The following is a 3,873-nucleotide window of genomic DNA, read 5'->3' as shown; positions in this document are numbered from 1 at the left end:
AATCATTGACAAAATCCTTCGTCAATGCGGATAACAAAAAACCGCTCATTCACCGTCAAACAGCGCGAGCGGCTACAGCATTTCGTTGTTTAGGGGGTTTCAATATGGCACGTAAGCCTGCACAGGAACGTCTGCAAGAAATCCAACAAAAAGAAGAAGAGCTCAAACGCAAACAAGACCAGCTCGCGGCCAGGCGCAAGATGATCGAGCAGCAGATCAAGGCACGCGAACGCAAAGAGCGTACGCATCGCCTGGTTACGGTGGGTGCGATCTTTGAGTATCACTGGGGGTTCATGAGTCCGGAGCGTGCAGAGGCTTTAGGCAGCCGATTGCGCAAGTCGGTGGATGAGATGGAGGAAGAAGAAGAAAAACGGTCACGAGGGGAAAATGACACGGTATATACCAACCGTTGAGAAAGAAACAAGTAGATCATATTTACCTATATCCGTATAACATAAATAATTATAGACTATATTTATCTGTATTTTTATATACTTATATAAGTAACTATAGATATATATAAAATAATATAATCTATATGTATCTATAGTGGGTTACACTCGATTTAGGGATTCGATAACTCATGAATCTTTTTGCCCGCTCTGTTCGATGATCCGATCCAGGATCGCCAGAGCCTCTTTGGCGTCCATCGATTCGATCGGTTGGCCGCTTTCCTTCAATGCGTCCACTTCGCGCTCCGCTTGTTGCCACGACGCTGTCCAGTACCAGGCTTGATCCTGGTGGTCTGCAATGCGCTTTACGGCCCAGTAGGCGGCCTCCAGATCGGCTGGATCGATTTCCTCGATGAGTTGAATCAAATCTTTTTTTCGCAATGGTGTTTGTCGTCAAGTAAAAATACCCGCTTTCGTCGTCCACATTATGTCTACTGCATTTCCAGCTAAGTCAGGGCACTTTATACGGAGGGGCGGGCATGGTAGGCTGAGTCGCTGCCAGAACCCTTGTGATGGCGCGCTTTTGGCCAATCCATGCCCGCAGAGGCTCCGTGTCAAGTGCCCGGTCTTACCAGTTGGTGACGATTATTCTGGGTAAAGCGCCGTGACGAAAGTGGGTAATCAAGGCTGATTAAAAACACAATGGCCATGATCCTTCATCCTTCTTTCGTCCCCTCCCATTTGTGTCTAATGAGAGGGCAAGCGATCTTTTTCTTGTGTGCAGAAAGTAGGTTTTCTGGCGTTCGATCAAGGTTTTTCCCAACCGCACAACCTACAACTCAAGGGTTAAGTACACATCATCCAGTTCGTCTTGCGTGATGCCGATGTAGGCCAATGTGACCGAAGGGGTACTATGATTCAAGAGCTTTTGAATGCGCGTGATACCCAAACGTTTTTCGCTTGAGCATCTCGATGCGTTCCTTGATCCGCTTTTACTCATCCTGGACGTCCCCGATTGAAGCGCCAGCAGGTCAAAGAGTCCGTCGAGTACTGGATCTGGTTTGACGCGGTGATTAAAATTGAGGCTAATTACTCGGAGCTTGCTTAAGAACTGTCTGGCCTTGGCCGATACTAAATGTGCCAATAACAGTCTTTCCATTAACAGCATAAAGCGGGATTTTTCTAACGCTACCAGGTTTTCGGTCCATTGCCACAGCCTCTGCTGGCGTCTTTGGCATTGGCAAGAATTCGTCTTGTTTTAGCACATAACCAATAATGGGGTGTCCATTAGCATCTACCCCTTGTGTCAAAATCAAATCCGGCTCTGTGGCTAGAGATGTTGAATACATATCAGAGCCATACGTTTGGCCATTCTGGTTTTTTGGAAAGTCGATCTTGTGTACTATGGGTAAGGAATTCGGATGAGGTATAAATAGAGATTTTGCAAAGCTGAAACCAGACATTCCCATCGTTATCCCTAGGATGAGACTACCGCTAATGACTGCTGTGCGCCTCGCAAACGGTTTAATCCACATTTTCTTTCCCCCTTAGTAAGTTAAGTCCGGGCTCTGATAAGTCTGGTAAGTAGTATACCCGTTGCCATTATAAGCAGCGGTTGCTCCGACAGAGTAGTAGGTGCCATTAGTGTAGTCGAAAGGCGTATTCTGCCCAATTTCGTAAGCAGCAGTGCTGTTGTAATTCCAAGAGGAATTTTCGACCTGAACGCCGTTTGAAGTATATAGACGAGAAAATGCGCCCATATATCCTGCCGGCACATTGCCGGAATTCTGATTTTGCACCCATGTACCGGCATACACCCCCCCTGTGGACGGCGTGACTACTGTCGCTTGATTTTGATAGTAGTAGCCATTTACGGGTCCATAATAAAACCAATTTCCATTCACCGTGGCAGCAAGCGCTACTGTCGTACTTCCAAGAATAATCCCAATCATTAATGTGGAGACCAACACTCTGAAATCCCTTCGGGTCACTGAAGTCAACCTTTTCACCATCCCGCCTCATACCTCCTAAAAAGTTTAATCACCGTTACAAAAAATTACTGCCACTACTTTATTGTACTTAAAAAAGAAAATTTAGTTAAATCCAATTTATAATATATCATTACACTTGAAGTATTCATAGCCATTGAAACGATCATCAAGAAGGGTAAAAACGGGAAGCTGACGGGTAATTTCAATCTCAATTTGAGATTTCCGGGTGTAGACCCAAGACGTTCATGACAAACTCTCGCACTTGAAGCACACAAATTATCGTGCAACGGTTGGTGTACAGCTGATAGAATTTATCATATTTCCCCGGCTGTACGACAGGTACTACACGGTTCATTCCTGCTTCTTGATTGTACTAAGGATAGGGTATGGTAGGCGATCTTTTTCCTACTTTTCTGACGTTCGATCAAGGGTTTCCCCAACCGCACAACCTACAACTCAAGGGTCAAGTACACATCATCCAGTTCGTCTTGCGTGATGCCGATGTAGGCCAACGTGACCGAAGGGGCACTGTGATTCAAGAGCTTTTGAATGCGCGTGATATCAACGCCCGACTGATGGGCGTGATACCCAAACGTCTTTCGCAGCGTGTGCGTGCCGATCCGTTCCTTGATGCCCACCGCTTGCGCGGCCTGGCTCAAAACAAACCACGCCTGGCTTCGCGAGAGGGGGCGCTTTTGTTTGGACAAAAACAACGGTTCTTCCAATTGCGCATCCGGACGCTGCGCCAAATACTCAGCAAGCGCTTTTTTCGCCGTCTTCCCCATCGGGAAATCCTTGATCTTGCCCGTCTTTCGCTCGCGAATCTCGATGCGTTCCTTGATCCGCTTTTGTTCATCCTGGACGTCCCCGATGTGAAGCGCCAGCAGGTCAGAAATGCGAAGACCTGAATTGATCCCCAAGGTGAACAAGGTGGCGTCACGCAGCCCCCCAGGGCCGCCTTTTAACACCCGTTTCATCGCTTCCACGTGCTTTCGATCCCGAATGGGATGAACGTATTCCACGCGTCTCCCTCACTCAACACATTGTCGTCCTGCATATGATATGTCCGATTATGAGGGATTGCATGCATCGGCGTCAACGAAGAAATGCCAAAAATCCCTTTTACAATAAGGGTTTGGCGTCTTTTTCAAACCGGACACAAGTCCATTGTGTCCGGTGACGGAATCGATCAATCCGGGGATTTGAAATTTTGAATGATGCGTACGACCTGATACACGATTGCAAGGCTTGCAATCACCACGGCCCAATCGAGCGTCGAGGGCGACGCGTGCCCGGTTGAAACTACCAAGAGCCACATCGTAAGAATGAACATGAACAGATTGAGGATCCACGCTTTCGGTTGAGATCGATCATCCTTCATGAATCAAGCTCCTTTTGGGGTTTTTTATCTTCTGGAGCAGTATCATTTTAGTGAAGTCAACAAACTCGTAATTCTGGACAGAATGATAAAAAAGGAAGAAGGAATTCAG

6 protein-coding genes are annotated in these 3,873 nt (G+C 46.9%); 1 reads left to right on the top strand and 5 read right to left on the bottom strand.

The genetic code is table 11. From position 1 onward, the window contains the following. On the top strand, nt 1-413 hold a 413-nt coding region (locus ATW55_RS12350), incomplete at its 5' end, for a DUF3847 domain-containing protein (protein WP_235587122.1). Between the two features lie 168 nt (nt 414-581). Here the strand turns inward: ATW55_RS12350 and ATW55_RS12345 are convergent. The 5 genes from ATW55_RS12345 to ATW55_RS12325 form a co-directional block, all read right to left on the bottom strand. Continuing rightward, entirely contained in the window at nt 582-833 is a 252-nt protein-coding gene (locus ATW55_RS12345) for a hypothetical protein (protein WP_067718118.1), read from the bottom strand. A gap of 644 nt (nt 834-1,477) precedes the next feature. After that, nucleotides 1,478-1,927 carry a hypothetical protein gene (locus ATW55_RS12340; protein ID WP_067718114.1) on the bottom strand — a complete coding sequence of 150 codons (450 nt, stop codon included), beginning with the start codon at nt 1,925-1,927 and terminating at the stop codon, nt 1,478-1,480. A gap of 12 nt (nt 1,928-1,939) precedes the next feature. Next, a complete protein-coding gene (locus ATW55_RS12335; RefSeq protein WP_153005154.1) occupies nt 1,940-2,401 on the bottom strand; it encodes a hypothetical protein in 462 nt (153 codons plus the stop codon). A 431-nt stretch (nt 2,402-2,832) separates the two neighbouring features. Further along, nucleotides 2,833-3,405, bottom strand: a complete 573-nt coding sequence (locus ATW55_RS12330) for a site-specific integrase (protein ID WP_201024987.1) — start codon at nt 3,403-3,405, stop codon at nt 2,833-2,835. Between the two features lie 167 nt (nt 3,406-3,572). Next, nucleotides 3,573-3,764: a hypothetical protein gene (locus ATW55_RS12325; protein ID WP_067718106.1), complete on the bottom strand. Its 192-nt coding sequence runs from the start codon at nt 3,762-3,764 to the stop codon at nt 3,573-3,575. Between the last annotated feature and the right edge of the window lie 109 nt (nt 3,765-3,873).

The sequence above is a fragment of the Ferroacidibacillus organovorans genome (genome assembly GCF_001516615.1).
Lineage (GTDB): Bacteria > Bacillota > Bacilli > Alicyclobacillales > SLC66 > Ferroacidibacillus > Ferroacidibacillus ferrooxidans_B.
This window is presented reverse-complemented; position numbering and strand designations above follow the sequence as displayed.

Bases quoted from the DNA above. Each gene is read 5' to 3' on its own strand.
- ATW55_RS12340 (WP_067718114.1), bottom strand. From the start codon at position 1,927: ATGTGGATTAAACCGTTTGCGAGGCGCACAGCAGTCATTAGCGGTAGT.
- ATW55_RS12325 (WP_067718106.1), bottom strand. From the start codon at position 3,764: ATGAAGGATGATCGATCTCAACCGAAAGCGTGGATCCTCAATCTGTTC.